Origin of the sequence: Microbispora sitophila (assembly GCF_014892245.1) — a bacterium.
GTDB classification, from domain to species: domain Bacteria; phylum Actinomycetota; class Actinomycetes; order Streptosporangiales; family Streptosporangiaceae; genus Microbispora; species Microbispora siamensis.
The window spans coordinates 1-18,897 of record NZ_JADBGC010000039.1; the positions used below are offsets into that span (position 1 = coordinate 1).

Sequence of the window (18,897 nt, forward strand, 5' to 3'; positions counted from 1 at the left end):
TCACCCTCATGGATCAAACCAAGAAGAATGTGCTCAGTACCGATGTAGTTGTGGTTGAGCATCCGAGCCTCTTCCTGGGCCAGGACGACAACCCGCCGCGCACGGTCGGTGAACCTCTCGAACATCTCGTCGCTCCTCACAGAGCGGTCAGGCGAGCACGGGAGATCCGGCCCGTCGTTCCGCATGGTAGCCCCGACCCAGCGACCCGCTCCTTGGCAGAAGGGTTCCCCAAGCGCAGGGCGTTCATGCTCTATCCAACCCCCTGCTGGGGGTGACATGTTCCCGATACGCCGCAAGCGAACGAGGTTTTAAGGGAGCGCAAACACAATCGCGCGGTTATGCGATCGTCAGGTCCTCCGACGACCGCCATAACCGCGCGATCAAGGTTGAGTTAGTGCGCGTCCTCGTACGCCTGGACGATCGAGGCGGCAATGCGACCGCGCTCGCTCACGGGGTGTCCGTGAGCCTTCGCCCAGGCGCGGATCTCCGCGCTCTTCTCGCGGGTCATGGCTCGCTGGCCCCCACCGCCCGCACCACGACGGCGCCCACGGGCCTGCCCGCTGTCCGCGCGCCGCGCGCTGCTGACGAAAGGCGACAGAGCCTCGCGAAGCCGCTTCGCGTTGCCGTCGCTCAGGTCAATCTCATATGACGTGCCGTCAATCGCGAAGGTGACCGTCTCATTGGCCTCGCCGCCATCGAGATCGTCGATGAGAATCACCTGCGTGTGCTTGGCCATCCGGCAATCCTTTCGCAGCCCATAGTTTGATTCGTCAGCCAAACATATACCCGGTTTCCCCTGGCTGACAATTCATGATTGCGGATTCTCAGGAACCTCTGAGTCCGGTGACTTCTCGCGTGGCTCCCGTGCCGTGCGGAGGCCCGCCGCGTCGGAACGTACCAACTTTACGATGCCGTAGACGGCCGCGCCGGCGACGACCGCGGAAGGTATCAAGGCGGACAATACCTCTGTCATTCTGCCTCGCTCGTGCCGGGGGTGTCATTAGGTGCACCCGAGGAAATTCCGAGGACGTGGCAAGGCCGCCGGCCTCTTGCCGGGCCGGGCGCCCTGATACGACCATAGCGCCGGGAGGGACCAGGCGTGCCTTCCGGGGTGCCCCTGGAGGGCCGGGGTAATCCCTCGTCTCTCCAGCGGTCTTACCGGATGCACTCGAAATCGTACCCAGAATGCCGACCCCGCCGGTCACCGATCCTGGGCCGTCCCGCCGTTTCAGCCGCTTGCGCACTTCGCGGGCGGCGGCGGGCGGCGGGGCCGCAGGCCCCCGAGTTCCCCGGCGACCGGGCCGTAGCCGCAGGTGAGCGGCTTGCCGACCAGGACGAACAGGCACGGACGGACAAGTGCGAAGCGGCAAACACGTCCCATGGAAAAGGCCGGACCGAGGACGTACGCCGTTGAAGAGCTCGGGCGAAACGAGGAGCCCGTGTCACGGCGGCCGGATCTTCACAAGGGGCCCGGCACCCTTCTCGTACGGCGCGCACGGCTTGCGGGATATACGCGCAAGCAGATCGCCACAGCCCGGAAGCCTCGTAAAAAGAGAGGACCGGCCGGTTCCATCAAGATCGACGGGCGGGAGGTCTGAAGATCGAAAAAAGGAGCGGGGGCACAATCGCGTGGACGGCCCGGGCGGTCGTGGCGTCGGAGTTTCCCACGGCCAAACGATCCCCGCATTCCGCGGCCGCCGCCTGCGGCCGGGTAGATCGGGTGGGCATCCGGGAGCGCCATAAGGGCACGTGCGGCTCCATACGGCCCCATAAGCGCCCCTGACGGTTCCTTAAGCCGCCCGTGGGCGGATATGACCCGGGCGGGACGGCGGGGGCGAGTCTTAAGGATTGGCGCCGGGGGCGGCCTCGCGGTCATTGGGCACCTCTCGGGACGGTGAACCCAAGCATGGCATGCCCGGGAGGCGCCGCAAGGTTTTTCCGTCACAGCCGGGTGAGCGGGCGGTGCGGACGGACCATAGCGACCCATAGAAAAACGGGGCCGATGGTCCGTTCCATCGGCCCCGTCCGTCGTCGTTACTTGACCTTGACCACCACGGTGTTGGCGACCTTGTCATGCAGCGCCTGATGCAGCGGCTTGTCCCACAACAGCCACAGCACGTTCAGAAGGGAGGCGAGGCTCGCGAGGTAGCTGATAACGGGAATCCACTGCAGGAACTCGAAAACGTAGAGCACGCCGGCGCGCTTCAGCGCCGCGTCCTGGGGAAGCCCGCCCGCGTCGAGAGTGCCTCCGACGGGAACGACCTTGATGCCCATGACTTTCTTGCCGAGCGTCTGCCCCTGCGCCCGCAGCATGAGGAATTCGTAGGCGACCATGACAAGGCCGCCCAGGATCGCCGTGAGCAATGACGCCAGGAAGTAACCGCTTCCGGTGGTGAACACCCCGGTCGCCGGATCGATGCTCGCGTTGGTGACGACGATCCCCGTGATCACGAGCGTGATGATCCCGAAGGGGACACCGACGATCACGCCGTCGATGATGCGGGCGACCAGGCGCTGCCACCACTCCGCGAGCGGGGCCGGGGCGCCGGGGGGAATCGGCCCCGCGGCCGCGTACGACTGGCCGAAGTCGGGCTGACCATAGCCCTGCTGGCCGTACTGCTGCTGCCCGTAACCGGGCTGCTGCCCGTAACCGGGCTGCTGGCCGTAGCCCTGCTGCTGGCCGTACCCCTGCTGGGGGGACGACTGGGCGTACTGCTGCTGTCCGTACTGCTCCTGGCCGTACTGCTGCTGCCCATAGCCCTGCTGGCCGTACTGCTGCTGCCCGTAACCGGGCTGCTGACCGTAGCCCTGCTGGGCGCCGTAGCCCTGCTGCTGCCCCTGCTGGGCGCCGTAGCCCTGCTGCTGGCCGTAGTCCTGGGAGGCGGCCTGCTGGCCGTAGCCGCCCTGGGACGGCTGGCCGTACTGCTGCTGGCCCTGCTGGGCGCCGTAGCCCTGCTGACCGTACTGCTGGCCGTAGTCCTGCTGCGGGCCGGTCTGGCCGTAGCCCTGCTGCGGGCCGGTCTGGCCATACCCCTGCTGGGCGTAACCCTGCTGTGGGCCGGTCTGGCCGTACCCCTGCTGACCGTACTGCTGCTGCCCATAACCGGGCTGCTGGCCATAACCCTGCTGCTGGGCGGCCTCCTGGCCGTAGCCCTGCTGTGGGCCGGTCTGGCCGTAACCCTGCTGCCCGTAACCGGGCTGCTGGCCCTGCTGGCCGTAACCCTGCTGCTGGCTCTGCTGGGCGCCGTAGCCCTGCTGCTGGCCGTAGCCGCCCTGGGCGGGGTCGTAGCCGGGCGGCTGCTGCGGGCCCGTGTGCTGCCCGCGATAGCTGACGACCGTGACGTCGGGGTCGTAGTCCTGGGCTTGTCTGTCCGTGCTGTACCCGGGGTTCGATGACGGCGGTGGCGTTCCGTCCGACTCGTCCTGGGGGTACGGCGGCTGTCCGGTGCTCACCGTGTCACCTCGTTTCGAAGACGCATGCGCCGCACGTCTGTAGCACACGCTGATATTGCCAAAAGTAGCGACAGGTGTATCAACAGTCACCTTTGCAGCAGCCGACAATCGTCGTCAAGATCAGTGATCAATGCCCATCAATGGCGATCAATGACGGTCGAGGTGCAGCAACATCCGGGTGTTCCCCAGCGTGTTCGGCTTGACGTGCTCCAGGTCGAGGAACTCGGCGACACCCTCGTCGTACGACGCGAGCAGTTCCGCGTACACCTCCTGGGAGACCGGGGTGCCCTGGATGGGCGTGAAACCGTGCCTGGCGAAGAACTCCACCGCGAACGTGAGGCAGAAGACCCTCCGCACGCCGAGGTCCCTGGCGGTCTCGATGAGCGCGGCGACGATCCGGTGGCCGATGCCTCCGCCGCGCGCCGCGGGGTCCACCGCGACGGTCCTGATCTCGGCCAGGTCCTCCCACAGCACGTGCAGCGCGCCGCAGCCGACGACCTGCCCGCCCGTCTCGGCCACCCAGAACTCCTGGACGTCCTCGTACAGCGTGACCGTGCTCTTCTTGAGCAGGCGGGGACCGACGCCCGAATACGCGTCGACGAGGCGCCGGATCGCCCGGACGTCCGGCGTCCTGGCCCGGCGCACCGTCACGGCCATGGCACCCGGCTCACTGGATGTCTGCGCGGCGACCTGCTCCATGACCGGCCAGCCTAGCCGGACCGCGGCCGATCCAACGCGGTCGGCGCGGAGCGGTCCCGTACGGATAACGGTCATTCCCAAACGCGACACCCGACATGATGCTTGACCGTCCGTAGCCGTCAAGATACGGACGGATGAACGACCGCCCCCCGAGGTGACTGTTCCGGTTCGTCCCACTTTTTTCACCAGCCCGGGCAGCACATCCAAAGTCCCAGATCGCTCTAAACCCAGGTGAACGCGGACGTATCACTACCGATCTCGTGACCCGACCGTGATCGTTTGGTTGTCAAACGTAGACGGGTTTCGGAGTTCTGGTTGAGCAAGAACTCGCCGTGCACTATCGTCCAGCGACGATGCCGGTCATCGTGAGCGCTCACGGCGACCGGGCGCCGAATCTTCGAAGCACCGAGTGCGAAGGGGAGCCGGGGACCCAACTGCAGGATCAGGATCGGTTCGATCTCGGATCGTCAAGGGGTGAATCCGCAAAGGTAGGGCTACTCCGGCCCGAACCCGTCAGCTAACCCGGTAGGCGCTCAGAAGTGCCCCGCCGTACGGCCCCGTCTCGACGACGGGCCCGCCGCGGGCACATGTGGGAGAGGAGCTCGGTTGCGCATGCGTGGAGGACGGCCGGTGGGCAGGCACGCCCGCGGCCGAGGATCCGGATCCGGCACGGCCGGTCCGGGTGCCATCCGCCGCTTGGCGTTCGTCGGCGTCGCGATCACCGCGATCACGTTCGGCGCCCCGGTGGTCCGCGCCACCGCCGACCCCAAGCCGAGCCTCAAGGAGCTCACCGCGCAGGTCGAGAGCCTCTACACCGAGATCGAGACCCTCACCGAGCAGTACAACGGCGAGCGCGTGCGCCTGAAGGCGGCCGAGCGGTCCGCCGACCTCGCCAAGAAGAACCTCGCCAAGAGCGAGGCCGAGCTCGAGGTCCGCCGGCAGAAGGCGAGCGCCCTCGCGCAGCACTCCTACATGACCAACGGGCTCGGCAACGCGCTCGTGCTCATCGACAGCGACGCCGACCCCCGGCGATACCTGGACCAGGCCTCCACGACGTACGCGCTGGAGCTCCAGGAGAGCCAGGAGGTCGCCGAGGTCACCAAGGCCATGGACGCCGCCGCGCGGGCCAGGGAGAGCGCCTCGGCCCGGCAGGCCGAGGTCAAGAAGCTCCTCGGCGGCCTCGACTCGCGGCGCGACAAGATCACCAAGCTGATCAAGAAGACCGAGAGCAACCTTTACCGGCAGGTCTCCCGGACGGTCGGCGCCGAGACGCGCAGCAGGATGTCGTTCCCCATCGTGGGCGACGGCAAGGCCGCCCAGGCGGCACGCTGGGCCCTCAAGCAGCAGCTCAAGCCGTACGTGTGGGGCGCCGAGGGGCCCGGCTCCTTCGACTGCTCGGGTCTGGTCATGGCGGCCTACCAGTCCGTCGGCATCAGCCTTCCTCACTACACGGGCGACCAGTGGACGGCCGGCACGCACATCTCCCGCGACCAGCTCCGCCCCGGCGACCTGGTGTTCTTCTACCCCGACCTGCACCACGTGGGCATCTACATCGGCGGTGGCTACATGATCCACGCGCCGCGCACGGGAGACGTCATCCACATCGCGAAGATCGCCGGGCGGCCGTTCGCGGGAGCGGTGCGCGTCGCCGACTGAGCCCTTCCTCGCCAGAGGGCGTCGCGAACGCGGTCAGATGAGGCGGCGGCGCGCCGCCCAGGCGACGGCCTCGATCGCGGTCGCGACGCCGATCCGGTCGCAGATGCACCGCAGCCGGCGCCGCACGGTGCGCCCGCTGACGTCGAGACTGCGGCCCACCCGGTCGGCGGTCACGCCCTTGGCCAGCTCCGCGAGGAGAAGCAGATCCTCTTCGGTGAGACCGGCACGCTCAAGGTCCGAGGCGAGATTGTCACCTCGGTAGACGACCTCGGGAACACCCATCGTCCGCCCTCCCCCACGACGATGCTTCGTCGGCCCACCCTTCAGGGAAGGTAAACGCCTGCCATGAAGGTCGTCAAGGTTCGGAGTCGAGCCTCCGGTCGTACGCCGCCCGTGGAGCGACGCGAGCCGGGGGCCATCGACTTACCTTCTCCTGCCTTACGCACTATCAGGTGCCTTCTTCCCAGAAGAGAGCAGCTCTCCTTACGCTCCTTGCGACATCGGAAGGAGAGGAACTCATGAGAGCACTGGTGGCACGGGACGGAGCCGTACGGGTCGTCGACGTGGCAGAGCCCGAGCCGGGGCCGGGGCAGGTGCGGATCAGGGTCGAGGCGGCGGCCGTGAACCCCGTCGACCTGCTCACGGCCGCGGGCGCCCTCGCCGACAACGGACTCATGCCGCACCTGGAGACGTACGCACTCGGCTGGGACGTGGCGGGTGTGGTCGATCGGGCCGGACCGGGAGTGACGGGCGTACGCCCGGGCGAACGGGTCATCGGGCTGTCCGACCGGCTGACGGAGCCGCTCAAGGCCCAGGCGGACCTGGTCGTGCTGGACGAGACGGCCGTCGCGCCCGCGCCCGCCGGGGTGGCCGCGCCCGAGGCGTCGACGCTGCCGCTGAACGCGCTGACCGCCGTCCAGGCGCTCGATCTCGCCGGGCTCGCCGAGGGTGAGACCCTGCTCGTCACGGGAGCGGCCGGTGGCCTCGGCGGCTATCTCGTGGAGCTGGCCGTGACGCGAGGGCTCAGGGTCGCCGCGGTCGCCGCGCCCGGCGACGAGTCACTCGTCCGGGGCTTCGGCGCGGAATGGTTCGTCCCGAGGGGCACCGACCTGGCCGCGGCCGTCAGAGCCGTCGTTCCCGGCGGCGTGCACGGCCTGGTGGACGCGGCGGTCGTCGGCCTGCCCGCGCTGGACGCCGTGCGCAACGGGGGCGCGTTCGTCGCCGTCGCCGCCGGGCTGGCCCCCCTGCCGCTGCGCGGCATCCGGGTCTCGACGGTGTTCGTCCGCGCCGACGCGGCCCAGCTCCGGGACGTCGCGAAGCTCGCCGAGGCGGGGCGGCTGAGCCTGCGGGTCGCCGGCACCTATCCGCTGGAGCGGGCGGCCGAGGCGCACGAACGGCTACGGAGAGGCGGCCTCCGCGGCCGGCTGGTCCTGCTGCCCTGATTCGCCTGCACTGAATTGCCTGCACTGAATTGCCTGCACTGATTCGCCTGTCCCGGCACACGGCTGTGGGCCGGACGGTCATACCGTCCGGCCCACCCGCAGGAGATCAGGCCCGAGATCAGGCGCGGCCGAGCAGCTCGCGCACCCGGTCACGGCCCACGGCCAGCAGCAACGTGGGCAGCCGCGGGCCGGTGTCGCGGCTGACGAGCAGCCGGTAGAGCAGGGCGAAGAAGGCGCGCTGGGCGGCCTTCAGCTCGGGCGTGGCCGCCTTGGCGTCCATGTCGAGCCCGGCCTGCACCTTCGGCACGCCGTACACGAGCGTGGTCAGCCCGTCGAGCGACCAGTGCTCGTCGAGGCCCTCCACCAGCAGGCGCAGCGACTCCCGGTCCTGCTCGCCGAGCGTGTCGAGCAGTTCCTTGTCGGGCGTCTCGCGCACCTGCGTGCGCTCCTCCGCGGGCACGTACGTGTTCACCCAGTGCTGGGCGCGGTCGAGCCGCGGCCGCAGCTCGTCCAGCCCGGTGATCTCCGGGTCGAACGCGCGCAGGATGCGCAGCGTCTGCTCCTCGTGCCCGGTGGCGATGTCCACGACCGAGGCGAGGGTCCGGTAGGGCAGCCGTCGCGGCGTCTCCGGCAGGACCCGGGAGGCCGTGCTCGACGCGCGGCGGTAGGCCGACTGGTCGGCCGGCAGCGCCGTGCCGTCCTGCACCTTCTTGGTCAGCGTGTCCCACTCGTCGTACATGCGCTGGATCTCCTGGTCGAAGGAGACCTTGAACGACTGGTTGGGGCGGCGGCGGGCGTACAGCCAGCGCAGCAGCGCGGGCTCCATGATCGACAGAGCGTCGGCCGGGGTCGGCACGCCGCCCTTGGAGCTGCTCATCTTGGCCATGCCGCTGATGCCGACGAAGGCGTACATCGGCCCGATCGGCTGCGGGGCGTCGAACACCTCGCGGACGATCTGGCCGCCGACGACGAACGACGAACCCGGCGAGCTGTGGTCCACACCCGACGGCTCGAAGACCACGCCCTCGTAGGCCCAGCGCATCGGCCAGTCGACCTTCCACACCAGCTTGCCGCGGGTGTGCTCGGACAGCAGGACGGTCTCACCGTGGCCGCACACGCAGGTGTAGGACATGGCGGTGGTCTCGTCGTCGTACGACGTGACCGTGGTCAGGTCGCGGTCGCAGACCGAGCAGTAGGGCTTGTAGGGGTAGTAGCCCCCGGCACCGGAGCCGTCGTCCTCGCTCGCGGCCCCCGAGCCCTCCAGGGCGGCGGCCTCGTCGGCGTCCGTGACCTCCTTGGCCTTGGCCTTCTTGGTGCGGTACTGGTCGAGGATCGCGTCGATCCTCCGCCGCTCGCGCATGGCGAGCAGCACCTGCTCCCGGTACGCGCCGGAGGTGTACATCTGCGTCTGGCTGATGCCGTGGAACTCCACGCCGAGCTCGTTGAGCGCGGCGATCATCGGCGCCTTGAAGTGCTCGGCCCAGTTCGGGTACTCGCTGCCGGGCGGAGCCGGGACGGTGGTCAGCGGCTTGCCGATGTGCTCGTTCCAGGCGGGGTCGATGCCCACCGGAACCTTGCGGAAGCGGTCGAAGTCGTCCCACGAGATGATGTGCACGCACTCGTAGCCGCGACGCCTGATCTCGTCGGCCACCAGGTGCGGGGTCATGACCTCGCGCAGGTTGCCCAGGTGGATCGGGCCGGACGGGCTGAGGCCGGACGCGCAGACGACGGGTTTGCCCGGTGCGCGCCGTTCAGCCTCGGCGATGACCTCATCGGCGAAACGCGCCACCCAGTCGGCGTCCATCACGTCAGTCCTCTCTGAACGGGATCCTGCCTTCTATGGTCCCGTACGCGAGGCAGTCGTCAGGACGCGTTACGGGCGTAGACCAGCCGCAGGCCGATCAGCGTGAGCCAGGGCTCGTGCACGTCGATCGTACGGGCCTCGCCGATGACGAGCGGCGCACCCGTGCCCGTGGCGACCACGGTGACGTCGTCGGGGTCGGAGGCCAGCTCGGCCGTCATGCGGTCCACGATGCCGTCGACCAGGCCGGCGAAGCCGTAGATGATGCCCGACTGGAGCGCCTCCACGGTGTTCTTCGCGATCACCGACCGCGGCCGGACCAGCTCGACCTTGTGGAGCTGGGCCCCGGCCGTGGCCAGCGCGTCCACCGAGATCTCCAGGCCGGGCGCGGTCACCGCGCCGACGTACTCGCCCCGGGCCGAGACGGCGTCGAACGAGGTGGCCGTGCCGAAGTCGACGATCACGCACGGACCGCCGTACAGGGTGGTGGCGGCGAGCGCGTTCACGATGCGGTCGCTGCCGACCTCCTTGGGGTTGTCCATCCGGACCGGGACGCCGGTGCGCACGCCGGGCTCGACGACCACCGCCGTGACGTCGCCGTAGTAGCGCCGGGACATCTCCCGCATCTCGTTGAGCACCGACGGGACCGTGGAGCAGATGGCGATGCCGCTGATGTCGGCGTCCTTGAGCAGCGGCGACTGCCCGAGCAGACCCTGGAGCACCACCGCGATCTCGTCCGCCGTACGGCGGGGGTCGGTGGCGATCCGCCAGTGCTCGATCACCTCTTCACCCTCGAACAGGCCCAGCACCGTGTGGGTATTGCTGACGTCGATGGTGAGCAGCATTCCCTGATTATGCCTCACGAAGATCCAGGCCCAGATCGAGTGCCGGGGCCGAGTGGGTGAGCGCGCCGACGGCCAGGTAGTCGACCCCGGTCTCGGCCACCGCGCGGGCCGCGTCCAGGGTCAGCCCGCCGCTCGACTCCAGCCGCGCCCGCCCGGCCACCAGCCGTACGGCCTCGGCGAGCTGGTCCACGGTGAAGTTGTCGAGCAGGATCTCGTCGGCGCCCTCGGCCAGGACCGGCTCGATCTGGTCGATGCGGTCCACCTCGACCTCGATCGGCAGGCCGGGGAAGGCCTGCCGTACGGCCCGGAACGCCTCGGCGACGCCGCCGGCGGCGACGACGTGGTTGTCCTTGATCAGGGCGGCGTCGTGCAGGCCCATCCGGTGGTTGACCCCGCCGCCGGCCCGGACGGCGTACTTCTCCAGGGCGCGCAGCCCCGGCAGGGTCTTCCGGCTGTCGCGGATGCGGGCGCCGGTGCCCTCGACGGCGTCCACCCAGCGGCGGGTCTGGGTGGCGATGCCGGACAGGTGGGTGAGGAAGTTGAGCGCGGTGCGCTCCATCGTGAGCAGGTCCCTGGTCGCGCCCCGCACGGTCATCACCACGTCGCCGGGGCGCACCCGGTCGCCGTCGGCGGCGTGCCGCTCGACCTCGACCCGCCCGGCGGCCTGGCGGAAGACGGTCTCGGCCACGGCCAGGCCGGCGACCACGCCCTCCTTGCGGGCCACCACGTCGGCGACGGCCCGCTGGTCGGCGGGGATGGTCGCGACCGAGGTCACGTCCTGTCCCCCGGCCAGGTCCTCCTCCAGCGCGGCGCGGACGAGACCGAGCACGGCGTCCGGGTCGAGTCCGGCCTTCTCCAGCTCGGTCCGCAGTTCCTCGTGAGGCGTGTACGTCAAGGTCAGTCCCTCCGCCGTCAGGGCGATGTCGATGTGCGCCCGCCAGTGGGCGTCGTCGCGGTCGGGGTGGTCCTCCCGCCAGTGCGAGCCGCGGGTCTCCTCGCGCACGGCCGCCGCGGCGACCAGCGCGGAGGCCACCGTGAGGAGGTTGGTCGCCTCCCACGACTCGGTGCAGGGCTCGACCGCGACCGGCGTCCAGCGGGCGTCCGACAGCGCGCGGGCGACCTGCGCGAGGCTCCGGTCGCTGCGCAGCACGCCGGCGCCCCTGCTCATGTGGCTCTGGATCCTCGGTCGCGTACGCGGGTCCACCAGGCCCTCCGGCCGATCGTCGGCCGGGGCGGGCTCGCGCGGCGTGCGGTCGCCAGTCAGGTTTCCGGCCGCCAGATCGGCGGCGATGCGCTCGCCGTAGACGAGCCCTTCCAGCAGGGAGTTGGAGGCCAGCCGGTTGGCGCCGTGCACGCCCGTGCAGGCCACCTCTCCGCAGGCGTACAGGCCGGGGACGCTGGTCCTGCCGTACAGGTCGGTGCGCACGCCGCCGCTCGCGTAGTGGGCGGCCGGGGCGACGGGGATGGGCTCGGTGACGGGGTCGATGCCGTGCTCGCGGCAGACGGCGAGGATCGTGGGGAACCTGGAGCGCCACTTCTCCTCGCCGAAGTGGGTGGCGTCGAGGTAGACGTGGTCGGCGCCGATCCGCGCCATCTGGCGCATGATCGCCTTGGCGACCACGTCGCGGGGCGCGAGGTCGGCCAGCTCGTGCACGCCCCGCATGAAGCGCTCGCCGTTCGCGTCGATCAGCACGGCGCCCTCGCCGCGCACGGCCTCGGAGACGAGAGGCTGCTGGCCGGTCGAGCCCTCCCCCAGCCACAGGACGGTGGGGTGGAACTGCACGAACTCGATGTCCCTGACCACCGCGCCGGCCCGCAGAGCGAGCGCCACGCCGTCCCCGGTGGACACCACGGGGTTGGTGGTGGCCGCGTAGATCTGGCCCATGCCGCCGCTGGCCAGCACCACGGCCCCGGCCCGTACGGCGCCGACGCCGTCGCGGGCGCCCTCCCCCATCACGTGGAGCGTGACCCCGCAGGCGTGCCCCTCGGCGTCGAGGAGGAGGTCGAGGGCGAGTGCGTGCTCGATGACCTCGATGCGGGGCTCGGCCAGCACCGCCTCGGCCAGGGCCCGCTGCACCTCGGCGCCGGTGGCGTCGCCGCCCGCGTGGACGATCCGGTTGCGGTGGTGGCCGCCCTCGCGGGTGAGCTGGAGCTCGCCGTCGGTATCGCGGTCGAACTCGGCGCCGTGGCTCATCAGCCGCTTCAGCGCGTCGGGGCCCTCGGTGACCAGGACGCGTACGGCCTCCTCGTCGCACAGGCCGACCCCGGCGACGAGCGTGTCCCTCAGGTGCTCGTCGGGGGTGTCCTCGGGGTCGAGGACGGCGGCGATGCCGCCCTGGGCCCACCGGGTCGACCCGGCCGACAAGACGTCCTTGGTGACCACGAGCACCCGCGCCCGGGGGTCGAGTTCGACGTGGCGCAACGCCACGGTGAGGCCGGCGATGCCGGACCCGATCACGACAACGTCGGCCTCGACGGTCCAGCCGGGTGCGGGGGCGGTGAGTCTACGTGCGAGCGCCACCATTAGGGGATCCCCTTTCGTCATAATGACGATAACGCCCCCCGGGCGATGGTGACGCCCCGCCCCCTCCCACAGCCCCGGCCCCTCCTACAGCCCCGGCCCCTCCCGCAAGGGGCGCGCCGCGGAGTCGGTGCAGAGCTGGGCGGTCAACGTGGCATAGGCCCATTCCTCCCACCTGTCCTGCGACCAGCCGCGGTCCTGCACGAAGAGCAGGTACAGCTGCGGGCTGAGCAGGCAGAACAGCAGGTCCGCGGCCATCTCGACGGAGACGTCGGGCCGGGCGTCAGGTTTGCCGGCCAGCGCTTGGGCCGCGGCGTGCTGCACGATGTAGCGCGGATCGGGGCCGTCGGGCCATTGCGCGGCGATCTGCGGGTCGGTGGCCGCGGCGGACTCGATCAGCGGCATGATCGGGGCGACCCGGCCGAGGATCTCGCCGGCGCCGCGAACGTGCGCGCGCAACTGCCCGGCCGCGGTGGGCTCGGCGCACGCGGCGCGGAACCATTCACGGTCCATGGTGGCCACCGGTTCGGTGTCGCCGGCGATGGACGTGTCGACGACGTCCTTGAACAGGGTGCGCTTGTTGCCGAAGACGAAGTAGACCGTCTGGACGGCCACGCCCGCCCGGTCGGCGACCTCCTGCAGGCTCGTCGCCCCATAGCCCTGCGCGACGAACAGCTCCCGCGCCGCCTGGATGACCTTCTCCCGGGTGCGGCGTGAGCGCTCGGCCCGTTTGTCCGGCCGCTTGACGGTGTCCATGGCGCGAGTATATCTCTAGAGTTAGTCACTAGAGTTCAACTCTAATAACATGGAGCAGAGCCGTGGACAAGCCGAACACTGCGGACGCGGGCACCGAACGAGACCAGGAGGAGGCCGTACGCCGAGAGCTGGAGAGGTACTACCGGGCCGGCAAGCCGCCGTGGGACACCGGCGTGACGCCGCCCGAGCTGGTCGCCCTGGTAGAAGGGCGCGGGGAGGGGCACGAGGAGAGCCACGGCGCACTGCCGCCCGGCCGCGCTCTGGAGCTCGGCTGCGGCACCGGAACCAACGCCGTATACCTGGCCAGGCACGGGTGGGAGGTCGTGGCCGTCGACCTGATCGACCGCGCGATCGAGCAGGCCCGGGAGAAGGCCGCCGCCGCGGGAGCGGCCGTACGGCTGTTGCACGGGGACGCCACCCGGCTCGACGAGCTGGACGCGCCCGGCCCCTACGACCTGTTCTTCGACCTGAGCTGCTACTGCGGCATCCCGCCGCACCGCCGCGACGCCTACGCCGCCGGGCTCACCCGCCGCGCCGCTCCCGGCGCACGGCTGTTGATGTTCGGGTACGGCCCCGGCACGCTCGACGACAAATTCTCCGGCGTCACCGCCGACGAGCTGCGTGCCAGGTTCACCGGCTGGGAGCTGGTCGACGTCACACCCGGCACGAACCCGTTCCCCACCTTCTGGTTCACACTGCGCGCCGGGGAAGCCTGAGCCGCCGACCCCCTACAGGGTCAGGACCACGTTGTCGATGAGGCGGGTGGTGCCCACCTTGGCGGCCACGGCCAGGATCGCCTCGCCGCGGTGGTCGTCGCCGACCGGCGCGAACGTCGCGGGGTCGGCCAGGATCAGGTAGTCGAGCAGCAGCGGCGGGTCGAAGCGGGCGGCCTCCTCCAGCACGGCCCGCGCGGCGTCGAGGATCCCGGCCGGCCCGGCTGTCTGGGCCCGCGCCGCGCCGGCCCGCAGCGCCCGCGACAGCGCGAGCGCGGTGCGGCGGTCGGCCTCGGACAGATACCTGTTGCGGCTCGACAGCGCGAGGCCGTCGGGCTCCCGCACGGTCGGGGCGCCGACGATCGACACCGGGACGTCGAGGTCGGCCACCATCCGCCGGATCAGCGCGAGCTGCTGGGCGTCCTTCTGCCCGAAGACCGCGACGTCCGGCCGCACCAGGTTGAACAGCTTGAGCACCACGGTCAGCACGCCGTCGAAGTGGCCGGGCCGGAAGGCGCCCTCGACCACCCCGCCCATGCCGCCGGCCGAGACCTCCACCTGGCGGTCCGGCAGGTACATGTCCTCGGCCGAGGGCGCGAAGACCATGCCCACGCCCTCCTCCTCGCACACCCGGAGGTCGGCGTCGAACGTACGGGGATAGCGGGAGAAGTCCTCGTTGGGGCCGAACTGCAGGGGATTGACGAACACGCTCACCACCACGTGGTCGGCGTGCTCGCGCGCCAGCCGCATCAGTGACCGGTGACCCTCGTGGAGCGCCCCCATCGTGGGGACCAGGGCGATCCTCCCGGGGCCGAGGGCGTCCCTCGCCTTGTCGAGGGCGGCGCGGTCCGCGGCGACGGTCAGGTCCATATGTTCCCTCCCAGGGCATCCAGCAGGCGTTCGGCCGCCTCCGGCTTGAGCAGGCCCGCCGCGAGCGCCCGGTCGGCGGTGAGCCTCGCGAGGGCGACGTACGCGTCCGCGGCCTCGGGGGCGGCCAGGATGAGCGCGTCGACGTGCTTGCGCACGGTGCCCGCGTCGCCGCGGACCACGGGCCCGGTGAGCCCGCTGATGCCGAGGCGCAGCACGTTGTCGAGCGCCGCGCTCAGCAGGGGGCCGAGCATCCGGCCAGGATGCTCCACGCCGATCTTCGCGAGCAGTTCCTGCGACTCGGCGACGAGCGTCACCATGTGGTTCGCGGCGCCGGCCAGGGCGGCGTGGTAGAGCGGCCGGTCCTGGTCGGCGATCCACACCGGCTCGCCGCCCATCTCGATCACCAGCGCCTCGGCCACCGGCCGCAGCAGGTCGGGCGCCGTGACGCCGAACGAGCAGCCGTTGAGCCGGGTCAGGTCGTCGCTCCTGCCGGTGAACGTCATCACGGGGTGCAGCGCGAGCGGCAGCGCCCCCGCCTCGGCCGCGGGGTCGAGCACGCCCAGGCCGTACGCGCCGCTGGCATGCACGAGCAGCTTGCCGCGCAGGTCGGCCCCGGTGGCGGCGAGGCCGGAGACGAGGCCGGGCAGCACGTCGTCCGGCACGGTCAGCAGCACGAGCTCGGACCGCGCGATCACCTCGTCGGGCCTGCTGAGCTTCAGGCCGAGGCGGTCGGCGGCCCGCCGCGCCGACGCGTCGGACACGCCGCTGGCCGCCACCACCCGATGACCCGCGAGCATGAGCGCGGCTCCGAGCACGGAACCGACCCGTCCCGCGCCGAGCACTCCCACGGCGAGCCGCGCCGGGCGGTCACTTGTGTCCATGACGCCTCCCCTCGGTTCAGCGTAGCGGCGGCGCTCCCGCCGGCCCGGGCGTGGCCCAACGGTCGGATTTTGTCCCGTTTCTCACGGGCCTATGTTGAGCCATAAGTACGAAAGTGACTACTTTTCGTCACACCCTCGGCGTGTCGGTAACCTGAAGCGTCGTGGAGGTCACCTGGCGGGAGGCCATGCGGCGGGCGCTCTACGGCGCGGAGGGCTTCTACCTGCGGGAGCGCCCCGACCGCCATTTCCGCACGTCGGTGCATGCCTCGCCGGTCTTCGCCGAGTCGGTGCTGCGCCTGCTCCTGCGGGTCGACGCGGCCCTCGGCCGGCCCGATCCGGTCGATCTCGTGGACATGGGCAGCGGCAACGGCCTGCTGGCCGCCCGGGTGCGGGCCGCCGCGCCACCGGACCTCGCGGAGCGGCTGCGAGTCATCGCCGTCGACCTGTCCCCCCGGCCCGGCGATCTCGACCCCCGCGTCGCCTGGGAGCCGGAGGCGCCGTACGGGATCACCGGCCTGGTGATCGCCAACGAGTGGCTGGACAACGTGCCGCTCGACATCGCCGAGATGACGCCCGACGGCCCTCGCCTGGTGCTCGTGGACACCTCGACCGGCGAAGAACGGCTCGGGCCCGCTCCCGGCCCCGAGGACCTGGCCTGGCTGGAGCGCTGGTGGCCGCTGCGCTCACCGGGGGAACGCGCCGAGATCGGCCACCCCCGCGACGAGGCGTGGGCCTCGCTGATCACGCGGCTGGCGCGCGGCACGGCGGTCGCCGTGGACTACGCCCATCCGGCCGGGCGGCGGCCCCCGCTCGGCACGGTCGCCGGATATCGCGACGGCTCGGTGGTGCCGCCCACACCGGACGGGTCGTGCGACATCACCGCACACGTCGCGCTGGACGCCTGCGCGGCGGCAGGCGAGCGGGCGGGGGCGCGGGCGACCACGCTCACCACGCAGCGGGAGGCGCTGCGCGACCTGGGGGTCACCGGCGCCCGCCCGCCGCTCGCGCTGGCGTCCGCCGATCCCGCCGGATACGTACGCGCGCTCGGCCGGGCCTCCCAGGAGGCCGAGTTGATCGACCCGGCCGGTCTCGGCGGCTTCGGCTGGCTCAGTCAGGTGGTCAGACGGTGACCTTGAGCGACTCCAGGCCGCGCATGATGTAGCTGGGCTTCCAGGCAGGCTCCTCGGCGAGCTCAAGCTTGGGCGCCAGCCGCAGCAGGGCCCCGAACGACTCCGCCATCTCGACCCGGGCGAGCGGCGCGCCGAGGCAGAAGTGGATGCCGGCGCCGAACGAGATGTGCGGGTTGTCCGCCCGGCCGAGGTCGAGACGGTCCGGGTCGGCGAAGACCTCCGGGTCCCGGTTGGCGGAGCCGAACAGCAGGGCGATCTCCACACCCCGGGGGATCGTCACCCCGCCGACCGCGATGTCCTCCAGCACCCACCGCTCGAACATCTGCGCCGGGGTGTCGTAGCGCAGCAGTTCCTCGACCGCCGTCGGCATCAGGCCGGGGTCGGCGCGCAGCCGCTCCAGCTCACCCGGGTTGCGGAACAGCGCCCACCACCCGCTGCCGGTGGCGTTGACCGTGGCCTCGTGGCCGGCGTTGAGCAACAGCACGCAGGTGCCGATCAGCTCGTCCTCGGTCAGCCGGTCCCCGTCGTCAACCACCTGGGCCAGCGCCGAGATCATGTCGTCGCCCGGCCGCTCCCTGCGTGCCCTGGCCAGCTCGCGCAGGTAGCCGGCGAACTCCGTCGCCGCGCGTACGGCGGTGTGCTGGACCTCCAGCGAGGGGTTCAGCTCGTACATCCCGCAGATGTCGGCCGACCAGGGGCGCAGCAGGTGGCGGTCGGCCTCGGGCACGCCCAGCATCTCGGCGATCACAGTGACCGGCAGCGGCTCGGCCACCTCTGCCAGCAGGTCGCCGCCGCCGCGCTCGACCAGTCCCTCGGTCAGCTCGGTCGCGATCTTCCGTACGCGGGGACGCAGCGACTCGACCATGCGGGGCGTGAACGCCTTGGACACCAGGCGGCGCAGCCGCGTGTGGACCGGCGGCTCGACGTCGAGCATCCCGGCCCGGATCACCCGCCAGAACGGTTCCTGGAACTCCGGCTCGGGCTCGCGGCCGAACGCCTCGTGCGTCGCCACGTGCAGGTAGGACCGGCCGAGGCGCCGGTCGCGCAGCAGCGCGTTCACGTCCGCGTGGCGGGCGATCAGCCACTGTCCCGTCGGCTCGAAGAAGCTGACCGGCTCGTTGTCGCGCAGGTCGCGGTAGGCGTCGTAGGGGTACGCGATGAACTCGGCATTCCAGGGATCAAACTTCACAATGGACAACAATACGGATGAAAGACCTCGCCCGGGAGTACGGGCGTGCGGGTCCGTCATGGCGTAGGTTGGGGCGATGCCGAAGCGCCGCGAACAGCACCGCAGAGAACCCCGCGAGCTCGGCGAGTTGCCCTACGCCGATCACCTCGAACCGTTCGACGGCCGGCTCGCTCAGGGCGGCGACTACGACACGGTCCTGTTCGACGGGCAGGAGTTCGAGGACGCCGACGCCTCCAACGCCCGGTTCATCGAGTCGGCGTTCACCTCGGTGACGTTCGTCGGCGGCCGGTATCGGCGCGCCCGGTTCTCGGACGTGTGGCTGAACGGCGTGCGCTGGGTGGGCGGCGACCTCACCGAGTCCACCTGGGCGGACGCGGAGATCATCATGAGCGCCCCGGCCGGCACGGCGCTGCCCGGCGCCGAGATGAACCATGTGACCTTCCACCGGTGCAAGCTCGACTCGGTCAACCTCCGCGCGGCCGACCTGCGGGAGGTCTCGTTCGTCGAGTGCACGCTGCGCGACGTGGACTTCGCGGGCGCCACGCTGACCGGCGTCGCCTTCCCCGGCTCCACGCTCGAACGGGTGCGTTTCGACAAGGCGTGCATGTCCCGGGTCGACCTGCGTGGCGCCGTGTCCCTGGGCATCTCCGACGGCTACGACGCGCTGCGCGGCGCGACCATCAGCGGCGTCCAGTTGATGGAGCTCGCGCCGATGTTCGCCCACATCCTGGGTGTCACGGTCGACGACGACTGAAGGCACTTGAGTCCACGGCACTTGCGGCCGGGGGGCCGAACCGGGTTATAGTGCCGTCCAGGTCATGAGTGCCAGCGTCAAGCCCCGGCTTGCTGGCCGGCAACCCTCGCGCTCGCGGCGGGGTGCCCCGGGTGAGGACCGGGTCCGGCGCGAGGTGTGCCGGACAAGCGCGGGCCCTGCCTTCCGA

At 70.9% G+C, this 18,897-nt stretch carries 17 protein-coding genes and 2 riboswitches; of the genes, 5 read left to right on the forward strand and 12 right to left on the reverse strand.

The window, feature by feature from the left end; all coding sequences use genetic code 11:
* From IL992_RS49175 to IL992_RS42440, 4 genes are all read right to left on the reverse strand, one after another.
* Positions 1-125, reverse strand: a 125-nt coding sequence (locus IL992_RS49175; RefSeq protein WP_139578418.1) for a Clp protease N-terminal domain-containing protein, incomplete at its 3' end; no start/stop codon positions are given.
* Between the two features lie 266 nt (positions 126-391).
* The gene (locus IL992_RS42430; protein ID WP_079319595.1) at positions 392-736 is read right to left on the reverse strand and encodes a histone-like nucleoid-structuring protein Lsr2; all 345 of its coding nucleotides are present in this window, start codon (positions 734-736) and stop codon (positions 392-394) included.
* Positions 737-2,034: 1,298 nt separating this feature from the next.
* A complete protein-coding gene (locus tag IL992_RS42435; RefSeq protein ID WP_193208945.1) occupies positions 2,035-3,453 on the reverse strand; it encodes an RDD family protein in 1,419 nt (472 codons plus the stop codon).
* Positions 3,454-3,600: 147 nt separating this feature from the next.
* A complete protein-coding gene (locus tag IL992_RS42440; protein WP_193208946.1) occupies positions 3,601-4,152 on the reverse strand; it encodes an amino-acid N-acetyltransferase in 552 nt (183 codons plus the stop codon).
* 393 nt (positions 4,153-4,545) lie between these two features.
* Positions 4,546-4,699, forward strand: a riboswitch (cyclic di-AMP (ydaO/yuaA leader).
* Positions 4,700-4,848: 149 nt separating this feature from the next.
* Here IL992_RS42440 and IL992_RS48775 point away from each other — a divergent pair.
* Complete coding sequence (locus IL992_RS48775) at positions 4,849-5,808, forward strand: C40 family peptidase (protein WP_226874808.1); 960 nt, start codon at positions 4,849-4,851, stop codon at positions 5,806-5,808.
* A 33-nt stretch (positions 5,809-5,841) separates the two neighbouring features.
* Here the strand turns inward: IL992_RS48775 and IL992_RS42450 are convergent, their stop codons facing one another.
* A complete protein-coding gene (locus IL992_RS42450; protein WP_179155467.1) occupies positions 5,842-6,090 on the reverse strand; it encodes a helix-turn-helix domain-containing protein in 249 nt (82 codons plus the stop codon).
* A 236-nt stretch (positions 6,091-6,326) separates the two neighbouring features.
* Between IL992_RS42450 and IL992_RS42455 the strand changes: the two genes are divergently transcribed.
* Entirely contained in the window at positions 6,327-7,250 is a 924-nt protein-coding gene (locus IL992_RS42455) for an NADP-dependent oxidoreductase (protein ID WP_193208948.1), read from the forward strand.
* 118 nt (positions 7,251-7,368) lie between these two features.
* Here IL992_RS42455 and lysS read toward each other — a convergent pair whose 3' ends face one another.
* The 4 genes from lysS to IL992_RS42475 all read right to left on the reverse strand — a co-directional run bounded on the left by lysS (position 7,369) and on the right by IL992_RS42475 (position 13,173).
* Positions 7,369-9,054: a lysine--tRNA ligase gene (lysS, locus tag IL992_RS42460; protein WP_193208949.1), complete on the reverse strand. Its 1,686-nt coding sequence runs from the start codon at positions 9,052-9,054 to the stop codon at positions 7,369-7,371.
* 59 nt (positions 9,055-9,113) lie between these two features.
* Entirely contained in the window at positions 9,114-9,896 is a 783-nt protein-coding gene (locus IL992_RS42465) for a type III pantothenate kinase (protein WP_079319601.1), read from the reverse strand.
* Positions 9,897-9,903: 7 nt separating this feature from the next.
* Positions 9,904-12,420 carry an L-aspartate oxidase gene (locus IL992_RS42470; protein WP_193208950.1) on the reverse strand — a complete coding sequence of 839 codons (2,517 nt, stop codon included), beginning with the start codon at positions 12,418-12,420 and terminating at the stop codon, positions 9,904-9,906.
* Between the two features lie 84 nt (positions 12,421-12,504).
* The gene (locus IL992_RS42475) at positions 12,505-13,173 is read right to left on the reverse strand and encodes a TetR/AcrR family transcriptional regulator (RefSeq protein ID WP_193208951.1); all 669 of its coding nucleotides are present in this window, start codon (positions 13,171-13,173) and stop codon (positions 12,505-12,507) included.
* 62 nt (positions 13,174-13,235) lie between these two features.
* Here IL992_RS42475 and IL992_RS42480 point away from each other — a divergent pair, with 62 nt between their 5' ends.
* Positions 13,236-13,889: a class I SAM-dependent methyltransferase gene (locus IL992_RS42480; protein ID WP_319019181.1), complete on the forward strand. Its 654-nt coding sequence runs from the start codon at positions 13,236-13,238 to the stop codon at positions 13,887-13,889.
* A 12-nt stretch (positions 13,890-13,901) separates the two neighbouring features.
* Here the strand turns inward: IL992_RS42480 and panC are convergent, their stop codons facing one another.
* Both panC and IL992_RS42490 read right to left on the reverse strand, forming a co-directional pair.
* On the reverse strand, positions 13,902-14,756 hold the full coding sequence (gene panC / locus IL992_RS42485) for a pantoate--beta-alanine ligase (protein ID WP_193208952.1): 855 nt from the start codon (positions 14,754-14,756) through the stop codon (positions 13,902-13,904).
* Positions 14,747-15,637 (reverse strand): Rossmann-like and DUF2520 domain-containing protein, encoded by an 891-nt coding sequence (locus IL992_RS42490; RefSeq protein ID WP_193208953.1) that lies wholly within the window; start codon positions 15,635-15,637, stop codon positions 14,747-14,749. The genes panC and IL992_RS42490 overlap by 10 nt, the downstream gene beginning before the upstream one ends.
* Before the next feature lie 161 nt (positions 15,638-15,798).
* Between IL992_RS42490 and IL992_RS42495 the strand changes: the two genes are divergently transcribed.
* Complete coding sequence (locus IL992_RS42495) at positions 15,799-16,767, forward strand: SAM-dependent methyltransferase (protein WP_319019182.1); 969 nt, start codon at positions 15,799-15,801, stop codon at positions 16,765-16,767.
* Here IL992_RS42495 and IL992_RS42500 read toward each other — a convergent pair.
* On the reverse strand, positions 16,757-17,956 hold the full coding sequence (locus IL992_RS42500) for a cytochrome P450 (protein WP_319019183.1): 1,200 nt from the start codon (positions 17,954-17,956) through the stop codon (positions 16,757-16,759). The genes IL992_RS42495 and IL992_RS42500 overlap by 11 nt on opposite strands.
* Before the next feature lie 76 nt (positions 17,957-18,032).
* On the opposite strand from IL992_RS42500, the gene IL992_RS42505 reads away from it, so the two are divergent.
* Positions 18,033-18,710, forward strand: a complete 678-nt coding sequence (locus tag IL992_RS42505) for a pentapeptide repeat-containing protein (protein WP_193208955.1) — start codon at positions 18,033-18,035, stop codon at positions 18,708-18,710.
* A 60-nt stretch (positions 18,711-18,770) separates the two neighbouring features.
* Positions 18,771-18,886, forward strand: a riboswitch (SAM riboswitch).
* The last annotated feature ends 11 nt before the right edge of the window (positions 18,887-18,897 follow it).